The organism is Peribacillus sp. TH14 (genome assembly GCF_016651145.1).
In the GTDB taxonomy this organism is placed as follows: Bacteria; Bacillota; Bacilli; order Bacillales; family DSM-1321; genus Peribacillus; species Peribacillus butanolivorans.
The window spans coordinates 3,035,359-3,049,898 of record NZ_JAEKEK010000001.1 but is presented as its reverse complement, the minus strand read 5'-3'; the positions used below and the strand labels follow the sequence as shown (position 1 = coordinate 3,049,898).

The following is a 14,540-nucleotide window of genomic DNA, read 5'->3' as shown; positions in this document are numbered from 1 at the left end:
AATTCACTCTTTCACTAAGAAATTCCTTCTTAAACTAACCTCCTAGTTCATTAAGGAAAACCAAAATCAAATCGGTACATCTTTTTTATAAACAGTACGACTTAATTTTAAAACTACACTTAAACACATGACAAAACCCCACCTGTTTCCATTTAGCAACTGGTGGGGTTTCTATTTGGCTTCTACATCTACATCAACCGGGAGGTCCATCTTGTGCAATCACGCCCTTTCATTTAAATGGCTAATTTACTGTATTCATCCAACTGATCTTTGGTTAAATTTTTGATGAAGTGGTCGAAGTTGATCGACTCCATTTCATACCTTTCACAAATCTTTAAATAACTTTCATAGGCTTTATCATAAATGTTCATCATCTGATTCCTCCTTCTGTTATATAACAATAAATTTAACTTATAAATAATATATAACAACGTCATTTTATTGTCAATATTATTTTCTGAAAATTCTAAATAAGCATCCTTCCCTTTAGTATTTCCCCCATTGTTCTTCGCTAACCGTCTACTTTAAAAAAAGCCTGACACAGCTCTTCAATTGGATAATTTGCCTTCAATGGGTAAAGTAGTATTATGAATGCCCCCCTTTGTGTAGCTTTAAAATAAAGTTTGCTTAAATTAACGCTTTTAACCTGGATATAAAAACAAATATGAAGAGCATGTTTTGAAAATAGATTAATCAAAACATGCCCTTATTAATTGGATTTATTCTTTTATAAAAAAGATTGATCATTATTGTGTTCCTTCATGAATGAACTAACGCACCAGTTAGTTCAACAAGGATTTACTCTGTGTAAATAATTCCTACTAACTTCGACTTATTGTACAAAAAACTAAAAAAGGTTCGTGGTATCTAATGATAAAAGGAAATAGTTATATTCTTGTTTTCACTGTGCTTGTCTCTTTAATAATAATACTTGTTTCAACTACACCAATAATAATTTAAATTTCTTTTATCAATCCCATATCCAAAAAAGAACTACCCCAGCTATAAAAAGAATAGGGAATATAATGATTAATACTCCTATCGTTGCAAATCCACTACCCTCACTTATTCCATAGAGAGTAACGACTATCTTGAAAATAAAGGGGCTATTACGAACATTGTAGTTATCCCCCAAATGCTGTACTTCAATCTACAAACAATAAGTCTTAATTTTGAACTACCCACCACTTATCTACCTTACGGTCTGATTGAAGTGGGGGATTCCTAAGAACATTAGCCTATCGGCCAATTTTTAATTAGGCTACTCCCGTAGTTCCTACGGTTAGAAGCCTTATGGCTTCATTCATTAGATTGAGTCCTGCGTTAATATCTCGATCGTGGTGAGTAGTACAAAAAGGACAATCCCATTCACGAAGATTCAGATGTTTAACGTCTTTATTTTGGTAACCGCAGCTAGAACACAATTGGCTAGAAGCAAACGTTTTAGATACGGTCACGATTTGTTTACCATACCATTTTGCTTTGTATTCCAACATTTTTTTGAATTGGTACCAAGATACTTCACTAATAGCTTTAGCTAGTTTGTGATTTTTCATCATATTCGACACTTGCAAGTCTTCCATTCCAATCACATCGTGGTTTTTGATGATTTCGGTAGAAACTTTATGTAAGTAATCCATTCGGGCATTTGAAATTTTTTCGTGTAGGATAGCCACTTTTCGTTTTTGTTTTTGATAGTTTTTGGCTTCAGCCAATGGTTTATTTTGATTCAAGGCTATTTCTTGTCGCCTTGAAAGAATCCGTTGTGCTCTCGCCCTTCACACGCTTGAAGAGGGAGTCTTCTGGCGGGAAATGATAAATTATCAAAATCCACAATAAACGAAATAGAGTTGATTCTACTGTATTGTAGAATCAACTCTATTTTTAATTTCTGACTAATCAACATTAAAATTTGACATAGACTTTATAAAAAGTTTGATCATTTTTTCTATGCACTTACAAATCTATTTATTTATATGACTCATAGCTTGTCCATTAAAGACCTAGCAATATTAAAACACTTAAACAAGTTTTTTCAAACATAAAATACTGCTTTTAAACTGAATCAGCAAGCTTCTAATAAAAGGAATCAACTATTTGGAATGGCTGCATAAAAACCAAATTCTATAAGAAACATAGACTACTTTCAATAAATGCAATTTTAACACGAGAACCGGATATTACCTTTCACATCTTTCTTTTTGTTTTAAATTTCAATAAAAGAGAGAAGTATTGGCATATAGCGATGAGGCGCCGCCAGAGTGTACAAATAGTATATTATCATCCGGCTTAAAGGTGCCTTTTTGTATTAAATCAATGAGTCCCGCTACCGCTTTACCCGTATATACGGGATCTAATAAAATCCCTTCTGTTCTTGCCATGAGTTTGACAGCTTCCACCATTTCTGGCGTAGGTAAAGCATAGCCAGGTCCGACATACTCATCAAAACACATAACAGCCTCACGAGGGATTGAATTTGGAATGCCGATGTGTGTTGAAGTTTCTTTAACAAGCTGAAAAACTTTCTCTTCTTGTTCAGCTTTTCCTCTGCTTACGTTTATTCCAATTACCGATATTCCACTTTGATTTCCATGAAATCCGGTCACCAAACCAGCATGCATTCCCCCACTGCCGCTTACACAAACGACTGACTTCATATCGATTCCTTGATTAAATGACTGTGCCAAAATTTCCTGAGCGCAAGCAGCATATCCCGTTGCACCAATCACATTGGATCCCCCGACTGGTATTATGTAAGGTCGATTCCCTTTCTCCGTTACCTCATTAGCTACTTTCTGCATTTCTTGCATTAAGTCCGCTCCATTAGGCACAATTTTGATTTCTTCAGCGCCCAATAAATGATATAAAAAATAGTTACCGTTAAAATCTGGCTCAGGACTTTCTGAAAGGCCTTCTTCCAACACAAGGATGCACTTCATTTTCTCTTTAACTGCAGCGGCTAGTGTTAAGCGGCAATGATTTGATTGAATGCCTCCACATGTAATTAACGTATCCGCACCTTTTTCCATTGCATCGGCAACAAGGAACTCTAGTTTTCTTGTTTTATTTCCCCCAGCCGTCAGACCCAGTAAATCATCTCGTTTAAGATAAATGGATGGGCCCCCAAGAACTTCAGAAAAATGATGTAATTTCTCAATAGGTGTATCGGTTGGTGTATATCGTCGTCTAGGGAATTGTGCTAAATTCATATTAAATCTCCTCCATATTTCTCTGTTTAAGACTAACCATATGTAAAATAAAGAAAAGAGAATTTCATTCTAACATTCTCTTTTCAATTATTATTATTATTAAATCATAGCAATGGCTTCGATTTCAATCATAGCATCTTTAGGCAAACGAGCAACTTCAATCGCACTTCTAGCTGGATAATTATCTGTAAAAAATTCTCCATATACATGATTCATCGTGGCAAAGTGACTCATATCACTTAAAAAAACCGTTGTTTTTATTACCTGCTGTAAGCTTGCTCCCGCCGCTTCCACAACCTTCTTAAGATTCTCCAATGACACCCTTGTTTGCTCCTCAATATTATCAGGCATTTCTCCAGTTTCAGGATAAATTGGAAGCTGCCCTGAAGTATACACTACATTTCCTACTTTAATGGCTTGTGAATAAGGACCGATAGCCTTGGGGGCTTCTTTGGTTATGATTGTTTCTTTTAACATATAAAACACCTCTTTTTTTGTAATCCTATTTATACGGAATTGAATTTAATTTCCCTTTGAATAAAACGCTTACATTTAATTACAGCCTTACCTCTTATTCTTTGCGCTCAAAATCACACTCCATAAGCGGAACTATTTTTGTTTTCTTAATGATTTTATAACCAAGCCAGAGAAGCAAGAAAATAGGAAGACCAATGTACGTCGCTATAATTTCTGCCCAGCTAATTTGATGTCCAGAAAAAAGTGTCTGCCCAAAAATGAAAACCACAAAAAATAACAGCGTGATAACCGGGCCCAACGGGTACCATTTGGCTTTAAACGGCAATTCATTTAGATCTCTGCCTTGAGCTACATATGCCTTACGGAAGCGGTAATGACTAACGGCAATCCCGAACCATTTGATAAATCCGGTAAGGGCTGAAGCATTTACCAACCAAATAAACACTGAACCATTTCCAAAAAGGGAAGCTAAAAAAGAGGCAAGTCCTATAATAGCAGTTGTACAAAGGGCCAACATGGGAATTCCCTTCCTGTTAAGCCGTGCAAAGATTCGTGGTGCCTTTCCTTCTTTCGCCAGTGCCCATAGCATACGTGAAGAAGCATACATTGCTGAATTTGCTGCTGATAAAACAGATGTAAGCAGCACGGCATTCATGACGGAAGCGGCAAATGCCAACCCAGCTCTCTGAAGAACAAGCGTGAAGGGGCTGATAGATACATTTTGAACGCCGGATTTAAGCAGGTTTGGATCCGTATAAGGGATAATCAAACCGATAACAAAAATCGTCAACACGTAGAAAATAAGGATTCGCCAGAAGATTGACCGAATCGCTTTCGGTACATTTTTCGATGGATTTTCGGTTTCACCGGCTGCCGTCGCAATAACCTCAGTTCCCTGGAACGCAAAGCCCGCGATGAGCACTACACTAAAGATAGATACAAGCCCGCCATTGAAAGGAGCATCTCCATGGGTAAAGTTACTGAACCCGACCGAATGTCCTCCCATAATTCCAAAAATCATAGCAACCCCAATAACGAGAAATACGATGATCGAGATGACCTTAATACCAGCAAACCAGTATTCACTTTCCCCATATGCCTTGACTGATAAGACATTTAACATTAGCAACAAACCCAAAAATAGTGCACTCCACAAGATAGAAGGTGAGTCCGGAAACCAATACTTCATAATAAGAGTAGAGGCCACCAAATCTGCAGGAACCGTTATCGCGGTTGTATACCAATAGTTCCAACCTAACGCAAAGCCTAACGCAGGATCAATATACTTTGAGGCATAGATATCAAAGGCCCCCGGGACCGGTAAGAAGGCCGATAGCTCTCCTAAACTATTCATGACAAAATAGACCATGATTCCTACCAGAATGTATGCTGCTAGCGCTCCTCCCGGCCCCGCAGTGCTAATCGTCGATCCGCTGGATACAAACAATCCTGTTCCAATAGCGCCACCAATAGCCATCATCGTTAAATGTCTGGGTTTCAGCTTCCTTTGTAAGGATGCTTTTGAATTTCGCTCTTCTAGGGTGTTGCTTATCTCTGCTTCTAATTTCCCCATAGTGTATCCCCCTTCAATTTGTATGCAAGGCTCATCTGGCTGTTCTTTTAAAAAATCTCTTTATTGATTATTTTTAGAACTTTCAGTCATTTAACAAAATACCTCTACCTTCTGCTTTTGCCCTGACCCCTCTCAAATCCAGGCGAGAAAATGATATATATGCACTCTCCCGCTTTAATTTTAAGTAACTATTAATTGAGAAAAATAGATATTTTTTATGAAGTTAACATAATTTATATTTTTCCAACTTGCGATAAAGAGTAGAAAGGCTAATCTGTAGTTCCCGGGCAATTTGTTCTTTATCATGCCGATATTTTTCAGCTAAGAAATAGCTCTGGATTACGTCTTTTTCATATTCTGAAATCATTTGTTCTAAACTTAATCCGCTACTCTCCACAGTGAGATGATCCTGTTGAAACAGATAGTCAGGTAAATCATGGAAGGAGACGGTATCTGATTCAGCCATATTTGCCATATATTCTACGGCGTTTTCCAACTGCCGTATATTCCCCGGCCAATCATAGCGTATAAGCCATCGCTCCAGCATTGGGTCCAGTCTCAAGGGGTGCCTTTGCATGATCTTACAATGTTTATGCATGAAATGTTCAAGATACAAAGCGATATCATCACGCCGCTCTCGCAAGGGTTTGGTATGTAGAGGGATGACATTGAGACGATAATATAAATCCTCGCGAAAAGTTCCGTTTCGCACCATTTCCTCCAGGTTTTGGTGAGTGGCTGCAATCACCCGTACATTAATCTCGATTGCTTTTTTTCCACCGATTCTTTCAATCTCTCTTTCTTGTAAAACCCGTAATAACTTTGGCTGCAAGAAAAGCGGCATATCTCCAATTTCATCAAGAAAAATGGTTCCGTTGTGCGCTAATTCAAATTTCCCCATTTTCCCATTCCGACTTGAGCCGGTAAATGATCCGCCCTCATAACCAAACAACTCACTTTCCAACAAGCTTTCAGGTATGGCAGCGCAATTAACTGCTACAAATGAATGCATCCGGCGTTTGCTTTCAAAATGAATCGCTTTGGCTAATAATTCCTTCCCCGTACCGCTATCTCCCCTAATCAGGACAGTGGATGGGCTGTTTATAATCCGTCTTGCTTTTTTAATAACATCTTGAAGCCCGGAATCTTTACCAAGAATGTTTTCAAAAGTAATAGATTTCGGGGGGATCGGGATATCTTCTTGTATTTTGCAACCCGGTTCTTTATCAGGGTCCAGCATTGCTAATTTATTGACTAACAATGTACTAACATTGCGTAAAAACTGGATCAGATTCTCTGATTCTATAATCATTTTCTCCTTTTGTTCATGGGAAAAACCAATCATGCCGATGACGCCAACTGGTTTGTCTTGCTTTACAATAGGAAACCCGATGGTAGCGAGTTCTTTGCATTGATTTACGAATTTACAACTCCTACACTGCGACTCATCTTTTTTCACATCATAAACCACTCCAGGCTCCCCTGTTTCCAATATCATTCTGAAAAAGGAGCCTTCCGGAGCCGTTTTGCCAATGAGATCTTTATAGTAACCAGTTCCGCTAATACGAACGCCCTTTTCATCAAGCACGGTTATATCCAGACCAAGGATTCCTGCTGTGTTCTCAGCGTAATCTTGAATAAACTGCTGCATGCCGATAAATCCTGCCATATTATCCTCCTCTGCTATAGCGGTATATGAAATAATAAAATAAATTTATTATAAAATAAATTTCTACGCATTGCACAAAGAGGAGAAAGCTTTTTCTATGCCACCCAAAGCATTTTTCAACATCGAACGCGGGCAAGCGATATTAAGTCGCATAAACCCTTCACCTTCCATACCAAAAATGTGCCCTTCATTCATTGCAACCCTTGCTTCTTGCAACATAAATTGATCCATTTCTTTAATTGAAAACCCTAATTCCCGGCAATCCAGCCAGACAAGGTATGTGCCTTCCGGCTGGATGACTTTGATTTGAGGGATGTTTTTGCTGAAGTAACTCAGAGTGAACTCCAAATTCTCCTGCAAATATTCAAGGAGCTGATCGAGCCATTCTTCTCCGTATCGGTAAGCAGCCTCTAACGCAACAACACCAAATATGTTCGGCGAACCAATGGATAATGTATTAAGTTCTCGATCATACCTATCGCGCAGTTGCTGATTTGGAATAATGATACTTGACGTCTGTACACCCATCAGGTTAAAAGTTTTGCTTGGCGCAATGCAGGTAAGAGAATGATTCGCAAACTCTTCTGATATAGAGGCAAAAGGAATGTGAGTATGTGTCTTATAAACAAAGTCAAAATGAATTTCATCTGCCACAACGAGAATGTTATGCTTCATACAAATCTGTCCCAATCTGGTCAATTCTTCTTTGCTCCATACCCTTCCGATTGGGTTATGAGGACTACACAAAATCAACATTTTTACCGTTGAATCTATCTTTGCCTCTAAATCTTCGAAATCTATGGAATAATGCCCATTTTCAAGCTTAAGCGGGTTGTTTACAATTTCACGGCCGTTCGCTTGGATCACCCGGGCAAAATGATGGTATACAGGAGGTTGAATAATTATTTTGTCACCTGCCTGCGTGAAGGACTGAATCGCCAACGATAGGGCTGGAATCACTCCTGGGCTGTGGGTAATCCATTCTTTCTCAATGGACCATCGATGTCTTCTTTTTAGCCAACCAACAATGGATTCCATATACGAGTCCGGACTAAGCGTGTAGCCATATACACCGTGCTCCACACGTTGTTTTAATGCTTCGATGATAGGTTGTGGAGACTGAAAATCCATATCGGCCACCCACATCGGTATAACATCCTTTATGCCAAAATGATTTTCTAGATCATCCCACTTTTCGCAGGCTGTACCCAGTCGACAGATTTCTTGGTCAAAATTATATTTCATCGAGTATCTCTCCTTCTTATGTTTGTTTGCACTATGCCTCATTACTAATTTATATAAGCAATTGTCATGCCAACTCATTTCACTTATAAAATCTCCTTATTTTTATAGAGGTTCTTGGTTGAATTCCCTAATGCCGCGGTCATTATTTAAAGACCCTTTCATCCTAAGCATTACCACATTTGCAATTATGGTAAGTATTTTCGCATGGATGATAAAATTCAAAGATTTCATTTAGCATCTCTGGTGGGTCGTAACTTCTTCTGTTTATTCCATTCCTCATAACCACCTACAAGGCTTTGTACTTCTTTAAAACCATGAACTTGTAGAAGGCTTGCAGCGATGGCTGATCTTCCGCCGGTTTTGCAATAAACCAAAATTGGTTTATCATGCGGAATTTTGTGTGCCTGTTCCTGTAAATGACCAAGCATCACATGCTTCGCCTGCGGAATATGGCCTTCCTCCCATTCGCCCATGCTTCGGACATCAAGCACATATATGCGTTCTGTTTGAATAGTGCCATCTATCTGGTCCATTGTCACTTCTTCATACTTCATAACACGTGAATCAGATTCTCCTTCCTGCTCAATGATATATGGTTCCATTGTTGCAACGACACGATCCAATCCAATGGACTGGAGATCATTTATCATATCTGCCACATCAGCATTGCATGCCAGAAGATATATTGGTCGGTCATAATCCAACAGCCATCCCGCCCAAGTTACAAATGATTTGTTATAAGGGATATTAATTACCCCTCGTATATGCTTGGTGGCAAATTCACTGGCCGGACGTGTATCAATGACAATTCCCTGTTCCGTCCATTCCTGCACAATATCTATTGAAACCTCCATACAAAGTGGTGCTGCTATACTTCGAATTTGCTGCGCTCCCTCTTTATTCAACCGCTTCATCATTGAAAAATATGGGGGTGCCTCCGGCTGTCCAGCCAACAGCGCTTCTATAAAGCGATCCTCATTATCATATTGCAGTGCCCAATTTGTCCGTTTTTCATATCCAATGGTCGACGACGGGATTGCACCTAGCGCTTTTCCACAGGCACTGCCCGCTCCATGCCCCGGCCATACTTGCAGATAGTCAGGAAGGTTTTTAAACTGCTGTAAAGACCGATACATCATGCGTGCCATTTTTTCCGAGGACCCGTGCACCCCTGCGGCTTTTTCTAATAAGTCGGGACGTCCCACATCACCGACAAATACAAAATCTCCGGTAAATATGCCAAGTGGATCCTTGGTAGATGCACCCCCATCTGTTACGAGCAGCGATATATGTTCAGGTGTGTGTCCTGGTGTATGTACCACCTCAAAATTGATATTTCCAATGGAAAATACATCTCCATTTCTTAGAAAGCAGTGTTGATATTCAGTTGCGTACTCATATTTCCAGTCCGCCCCTCCTTCATCAGACAAATACAATGTGGCCCCAAGCCTTGAAGCTAGCTCCTTTGAACCAGACAAAAAATCCGCATGGATGTGTGTTTCCGTTACACCCACGATCCGCACACCATGTGCTCTTGCCGTTTTTAAGTAAGCTTCTATATTACGTGACGGATCAACAATGATCGCTTCGCCAGTAGCCTGACATCCCACAAGGTATGAAGCTTGAGCCAGTTTCTCATCATAAAAATACTTGAGTAGCATAAATCATCCTCCTTTTAAGGGCCTTGCTTACTTTTGTTTTGTTATGCCTATCAGAAATGTTTTTACATCATACCTTTAAGCATCCCGTTCCAATACATAACGGGAAGCAAGTTTTTCTTCAATACATACATACTGAACCTCTCACGGGATTGATCGATAGGAAAGGTTTCTTGCGGCTGTAAATCATAATTAAATTCAGCCAGTATAAGCCGCCCGTATCCAGTAACAAGTGGACATGATGTATAGCCGTCATATTTATGAACCATTTGTTTGGCACGCATCCGATGAAGTAAATTTTGCACAAGCACGGGTGCTTGTTTGCGAATTGCAGCCCCTGTTTTTGAAGTAGGCAAGTTTGTGCAATCCCCTATGCCAAATATATTGTCAAAGTGTTCATGCTGCAGCGTATATTTATCTACATTCAGCCAACCATTACTAGCTGCGAGGGAACTATTCTTGATAAAATCAGGGGCGCTCATCGGCGGTACCACATGAATCATGTCATATTGCATATCCACACACTCTTTTGTGTTCAGATTTTCAAATGTCGCTCGTTTCTTGTCACCATCAATTTCAATGAGATGATGCATAAAACATGTCTCGATTTCTTTCCGTTCAATTATTTTATTTAGTGCCTGTTCATATTTTTTTACATTGAAAATGGATGGGCTACCTGAAACAAAAATAACCGAAGATTGCGAGCGAACTCCTGATTTTCTGAAATAATCTTCTGCCAAATACATAATTTTTTGAGGAGCTCCACCGCATTTTACCGGCGTGTTCGGATTGGTAAAAATGGAAGTCCCCCCCTTGAAGTTTCTGATCGCCTCCCAAGTGCTATCAACATAATCATAAGAGTAATTACTACATACCCCATTCTTTCCAATACTCTCTTTTAACCCCTTGATTTCATGCCAGTTAATTTGAATCCCGGCAGCGACAACTAGATATTCGTAGTGCAGTTTCTTTCCGGATGCTGTTACAACAGCATTTTCATCTGGCTGAAATGTGGTTATCGCATCCTGTACCCACACGGCTCCGCTCGGAATAACGGATGCTTCCTCCCTTTGTGTCACAGTTTTGTCAGCTTCGCCAGCTCCCACAAGTGTCCATAATGGCTGATAATAATGTTTCGTCGCAGGGTCAATGATGGCAATGTTTCCGCTCAGAGTGCGAGATTCACGCAGGAGACGGGCTGCAACCGTAATTCCGGCACTGCCCCCTCCTACAATCAAAACTTTGTAATGTGTTTCATTCTTCATATTTGCCATTCTAATCTCCTCATCTCAATTTTATTAAGTAGCTCACCAATCTAACGCTTCAGCATTAATGATTAGCATGTAAATGGCGACCAACATTGCAACACCGGAAAATACATAATGGAGCGTACGCTGCTGTTTGCTTAAGCGCACTGCCAGCCAAGCCCCAACTGTTCCGCCGACAACTCCCCCTCCAACAAATGCGAACACAATCCACCAGTTTACAAGGCCAGATAAGGTATAGCTTATAGCTGTCATAAGCCCAAATGTGCCCACAGATACCAGAGAAGATCCAATTGCTGCAATCATTGGCATCCTTGTTACAAAAATTAAACCGGGTACAATCAAAAATCCGCCACCAATCCCGAAAAAACCGGATAACAGCCCCACTAGAATGGCCATGGTGATCAACAGTGGAAGCTTCACTTGATTTTGAAAATCATCTTCCTGACTCTTCGTTTTCTTTGGCATAACCATTTTTACAGCTATGACGATCATCAAAATGGCAAAAAGAAATAACAACTGTTTACCAGGTACCAACTTTCCGATAATCGATCCCGTATAAGCACCTATTGCACCAGGTAGGGCAAAAGTAATCGCCGATTTCCATTGCACATGGCCGGCTCGTGCGTATGGAATAAGGTTTGCATAGGCATTTATAGCCACGGCTGACGCTGACGTGCCAATTACCACATGCGGATCTTTCATACCAACAACGTAAAGCAAAAGTGGAACAGCAAGTATTGATCCACCTCCGCCGAGCAAACCAAGTACGAATCCGACAATAGTTCCTGAAAAAATGGAGAGGAGCACTTGAATAGTTGTCATTCTTTCCTGAGACTCTTACCAACAAAGCTGAGTAGTTGGTGATTCATCTCTCCCTCCTTTCTCTATTTACTCACTATTTATATAAGCAAAAACCATGCCAACTATTTTCTCCTGTAAAACCGCTTGTTTTGCACACTGAACTCTTTGGAAATTCCCAATTTTGCTATCAATATATAAAAAAAGCCTTTATCATCAAGTTTAAATTCTTCCTAGGACTAGGAACTATTTTTGCATCTGTGATAAACTCTTCAAGCTATTTCTATAAAGTGTTTTAACTAACATATCTGATACCAAAAATTTTTTTAGATTTCGTATAACTGAAATAGCGTACAGGAACTTGTTAATGTGTTAGAAATGAGATAATTCACCTTTTGACATACAGATTAGAGCTATCATTCTACGTGTCATAAAGTATGCTTTTTGACAGTAGCTACAACATTGAAAAAAACCTTACATTTGTTTAAAAACGTTAATCATGCTATTCCATTAAAGGGCCATTTAATGGAATAAGACTCTCAAACAAAACTGGATATTTATGTGACATTGTTAAGAAATGCACTTAAACTAACGGGTAGATTATCGACATAAGTTCCCTGTAACTTTCAAGCCAGGTCTGCTTGACATGACACCAATTAATGTCCTACTATAAATCGGACACCAATCGGAGTCTCTTTATAATCCGAAAGTAAGGGGAGGGTGATTTTGACCCATACAAAAAAAATGAGGGATGTGTATGTTGCCCTTGCCGACCCGACCCGACCCGACTCGACGTGAACTGATGGCAGACGTAGAAGAATTACCTCTTCACGTCCGCCTTAACCGATTCAAGCAAGCTTGCCAAGTGGGTCATATGATTCAAGGTTGATGAATATTCAAGTAAAGCCAAAAAGTGACAGAAAGAATTGGAGAAATTGAGAATGATCATTCTTGACGGTCAGCTGATTGAAAAATTGAAGAGGAGTGTTCCTTGATGACAAATAGTAGAATGAATCCTAAGGTTGATGAATTTTTAAGTAAAGCTAACAAGTGGAAGGAAGAATATGAGAAGTTGAGAAATATCGTTCTTGACTGTGAGCTGACCGAAGAATTTAAGTGGATGCATCCTTGTTACACGTTTGAGAAAAAAAACATTGTTTTAATACATGGATTTAAAGAATATTGTGCGCTTCTGTTTCACAAAGGTGCCTTGTTACAGGATACCCATGGGATTCTAATCCAACAAACGGAGAATGTACAGGCGGCGCGCCAGATTCGGTTCACCAATGTTCAAGAAATAGTTGAAATGGAAACCATCTTGAAAGCCTATATTTATGAAGCCATTGAAGTTGAAAAAGCCGGTTTGGAAGTGAATTTTAAGAAGACGACAGAATTCATAATTCCTGAAGAATTTCAAAATAAATTCGATGAAATCCCTGCCTTGAAAACTGCTTTTGAAGCATTGACGCCGGGACGGCAAAGAGCATACATTCGTTATTTTTCTGAACCCAAACAATCCAAAACTCGAGTGTCAAGGGTTGAAAAATGTATGCAGCAAATTCTCAATGGAAAGGGATTAAATGATTAGGGCACTTATATACTTGATGATAGGAGAATAAAACTAATGCTATTATGGAAAATAAAGAAAATGACAGGACACCAATTAGTGTCATATAATAAAGGCACCAATTGGTGTCTAATTTAAAGGGGGGGTGATTTTGAACGATAAAAATCAAGAGCGTGATGTTTATGGAGCCATCGCTGACCCAACAAGACGTAAATTACTTCGTTTGTTGGCAGATGCAGAAGAGTTACCTCTTCACGAATTAACCGCTCAATTTCAAATGGGTCGTACTGCTGTTTCTAAACATTTGGCTATCCTTAAAGAAGCTGGTCTAGTTGCCGACCGTAAAGTTGGTAGAGAAACAAGGTATCGGCTGAATGCTGCTCCGTTAAGAGAAATTGAGGATTGGGTATCGTTTTACAGGAAATTCTGGAATGAAAGAATATTGCTTTTAAACCAAATATTACAGGAGGAACAAAAAATGAATTTAACAGTATCACAAGATTTTAATTTTAAGAGCCCGATCAATAAGGTGTGGAACGCATTAACAGATTCGGATACTCTTGCAAAATGGATAATGGAAAATAACTTTAAACCAATCGTAGGACATAAAAGTCAATTCCGAAATGAGCAGTGGAATTTAATTGTAGATTGTGAAGTATTAGTAGTGGAAGAGCCTTATAAGTTATCTTACACATGGGTAGGTGGTCCGATAAACACTATAGTCACATGGACATTGAAACAAGAGGATGGAACAACCTACTTACATCTTGAACAAACAGGATTCGAAAAAGAAGATCAAGCGTTCAATGGTGCGAAACATGGTTGGGCGAAAATGGGCGAAGAACTAAAAAAAGTGTTAGAGGAAATGTAAGACCAAGCCTCTGAACCTGTTTTTTTTATTAAGCTAAAAACGTAGAGGAAAAAGCAAACGGCTCAGTATAGGACTGATGCGTTTGCTTTTTTAGTAAAAATATTGATACAAAACACATTACAAATTCAGATGCAATTTTGATTACAATTTCGGATTTTGCAATAGGATATGGAACCCGTCCTCTTTTATGAAAATGGATTTCAAG

Annotated in this window: 11 protein-coding genes and 2 pseudogenes; 3 read left to right on the top strand and 10 right to left on the bottom strand. The window is 39.2% G+C overall.

Features of this window, described 5'->3' with window-relative positions:
• Nucleotides 1-233: 233 nt before the first annotated feature.
• From JFU50_RS14795 to JFU50_RS14750, 10 genes and pseudogenes are all read right to left on the bottom strand, one after another.
• Nucleotides 234-374 (bottom strand): hypothetical protein, encoded by a 141-nt coding sequence (locus JFU50_RS14795; RefSeq protein ID WP_201188185.1) that lies wholly within the window; start codon nt 372-374, stop codon nt 234-236.
• 882 nt (nt 375-1,256) lie between these two features.
• Nucleotides 1,257-1,775 (bottom strand): annotated as a pseudogene (locus JFU50_RS14790) (RNA-guided endonuclease TnpB family protein); the annotation flags it as partial.
• Between the two features lie 438 nt (nt 1,776-2,213).
• The gene (locus JFU50_RS14785) at nt 2,214-3,209 is read right to left on the bottom strand and encodes a D-cysteine desulfhydrase (RefSeq protein WP_201186622.1); all 996 of its coding nucleotides are present in this window, start codon (nt 3,207-3,209) and stop codon (nt 2,214-2,216) included.
• A 99-nt stretch (nt 3,210-3,308) separates the two neighbouring features.
• Nucleotides 3,309-3,686 carry a RidA family protein gene (locus JFU50_RS14780; protein WP_201223089.1) on the bottom strand — a complete coding sequence of 126 codons (378 nt, stop codon included), beginning with the start codon at nt 3,684-3,686 and terminating at the stop codon, nt 3,309-3,311.
• A 94-nt stretch (nt 3,687-3,780) separates the two neighbouring features.
• On the bottom strand, nt 3,781-5,259 hold the full coding sequence (locus JFU50_RS14775) for an amino acid permease (protein WP_201223087.1): 1,479 nt from the start codon (nt 5,257-5,259) through the stop codon (nt 3,781-3,783).
• Between the two features lie 223 nt (nt 5,260-5,482).
• The gene (locus JFU50_RS14770) at nt 5,483-6,928 is read right to left on the bottom strand and encodes a sigma-54 interaction domain-containing protein (protein WP_201186625.1); all 1,446 of its coding nucleotides are present in this window, start codon (nt 6,926-6,928) and stop codon (nt 5,483-5,485) included.
• A gap of 63 nt (nt 6,929-6,991) precedes the next feature.
• Nucleotides 6,992-8,251, bottom strand: a complete 1,260-nt coding sequence (locus JFU50_RS14765) for a MalY/PatB family protein (protein WP_342366280.1) — start codon at nt 8,249-8,251, stop codon at nt 6,992-6,994.
• A 149-nt stretch (nt 8,252-8,400) separates the two neighbouring features.
• A complete protein-coding gene (locus JFU50_RS14760; protein WP_201186626.1) occupies nt 8,401-9,834 on the bottom strand; it encodes an MBL fold metallo-hydrolase in 1,434 nt (477 codons plus the stop codon).
• A 62-nt stretch (nt 9,835-9,896) separates the two neighbouring features.
• Entirely contained in the window at nt 9,897-11,096 is a 1,200-nt protein-coding gene (locus JFU50_RS14755) for an FAD/NAD(P)-binding oxidoreductase (protein WP_201225089.1), read from the bottom strand.
• A gap of 42 nt (nt 11,097-11,138) precedes the next feature.
• A complete protein-coding gene (locus tag JFU50_RS14750; RefSeq protein WP_201223085.1) occupies nt 11,139-11,921 on the bottom strand; it encodes a sulfite exporter TauE/SafE family protein in 783 nt (260 codons plus the stop codon).
• Between the two features lie 970 nt (nt 11,922-12,891).
• Here JFU50_RS14750 and JFU50_RS14745 point away from each other — a divergent pair.
• From JFU50_RS14745 to JFU50_RS30770, 3 genes and pseudogenes are all read left to right on the top strand, one after another.
• A complete protein-coding gene (locus tag JFU50_RS14745; protein WP_201186630.1) occupies nt 12,892-13,485 on the top strand; it encodes a YdeI/OmpD-associated family protein in 594 nt (197 codons plus the stop codon).
• A gap of 130 nt (nt 13,486-13,615) precedes the next feature.
• Nucleotides 13,616-13,942, top strand: a pseudogene (locus tag JFU50_RS31445) (ArsR/SmtB family transcription factor); the annotation flags it as partial.
• Complete coding sequence (locus JFU50_RS30770; RefSeq protein ID WP_242485487.1) at nt 13,943-14,335, top strand: SRPBCC family protein; 393 nt, start codon at nt 13,943-13,945, stop codon at nt 14,333-14,335.
• Nucleotides 14,336-14,540 lie beyond the last annotated feature (205 nt).

Coding starts and splice junctions, on each gene's coding strand:
- JFU50_RS14795 (WP_201188185.1), bottom strand. CDS start 374: ATGATGAACATTTATGATAAAGCCTATGAAAGTTATTTAAAGATTTGT.
- JFU50_RS14785 (WP_201186622.1), bottom strand. CDS start 3,209: ATGAATTTAGCACAATTCCCTAGACGACGATATACACCAACCGATACA.
- JFU50_RS14780 (WP_201223089.1), bottom strand. CDS start 3,686: ATGTTAAAAGAAACAATCATAACCAAAGAAGCCCCCAAGGCTATCGGT.
- JFU50_RS14775 (WP_201223087.1), bottom strand. CDS start 5,259: ATGGGGAAATTAGAAGCAGAGATAAGCAACACCCTAGAAGAGCGAAAT.
- JFU50_RS14770 (WP_201186625.1), bottom strand. CDS start 6,928: ATGGCAGGATTTATCGGCATGCAGCAGTTTATTCAAGATTACGCTGAG.
- JFU50_RS14765 (WP_342366280.1), bottom strand. CDS start 8,251: ATGAGTTGGCATGACAATTGCTTATATAAATTAGTAATGAGGCATAGT.
- JFU50_RS14760 (WP_201186626.1), bottom strand. CDS start 9,834: ATGCTACTCAAGTATTTTTATGATGAGAAACTGGCTCAAGCTTCATAC.
- JFU50_RS14755 (WP_201225089.1), bottom strand. CDS start 11,096: ATGAAGAATGAAACACATTACAAAGTTTTGATTGTAGGAGGGGGCAGT.
- JFU50_RS14750 (WP_201223085.1), bottom strand. CDS start 11,921: ATGACAACTATTCAAGTGCTCCTCTCCATTTTTTCAGGAACTATTGTC.
- JFU50_RS14745 (WP_201186630.1), top strand. CDS start 12,892: ATGACAAATAGTAGAATGAATCCTAAGGTTGATGAATTTTTAAGTAAA.
- JFU50_RS30770 (WP_242485487.1), top strand. CDS start 13,943: ATGAATTTAACAGTATCACAAGATTTTAATTTTAAGAGCCCGATCAAT.